Source organism: Campylobacter sp. 2018MI34, from assembly GCF_016598975.1.
In the GTDB taxonomy this organism is placed as follows: Bacteria; Campylobacterota; Campylobacteria; order Campylobacterales; family Campylobacteraceae; genus Campylobacter_D.
The window spans coordinates 1-491 of record NZ_JAENKS010000081.1 but is presented as its reverse complement, the minus strand read 5'-3'; the positions used below and the strand labels follow the sequence as shown (position 1 = coordinate 491).

Here is a 491-nt window from a genome sequence, read left to right as displayed (position 1 = left end):
AAAAATACCGAGCTTTTAGTCTTTGATGAAAATATGAATTTTATTAGTCCTAAAGAAATAGGTATTAAAGGAGAACTTTATATAAGGGGAACTTGTTTATCACTAGGTTATTATAATGATAGCAAAAAAACAAAAGAAGCTTTTATACAAAATCCTTTACATAATAATTATTTAGATTTGCTTTATAAAACAGGGGATATTGTAGCTTATAATGAGCTAGGAGAGCTTTTATGTTTTGGAAGAAAAGATAATCAAATCAAATATATGGGACATAGAATAGAACTAGGAGAGATAGAGAGTGTTATAAATTCTCATTTAGAAATTAAAAATGCTGCTTGTATTTTCAAAGAAGAGATTATTTGTTTTTATGAAAGTGAAAAAGAACTTAATTTAAAAGCTTTTTTAAAAGATAAATTAAATGCTTATATGATACCTAAACGTTTTATAAGACTAGATAGTTTTAAACTCAATCAAAATGGTAAGATCGATAG

The 491-nt window shown here is 25.1% G+C and carries 1 pseudogene; it reads left to right on the top strand.

Annotated elements, in window-relative coordinates:
- Positions 1–491 (top strand): annotated as a pseudogene (locus tag JG676_RS07810) (AMP-binding protein); the annotation flags it as partial.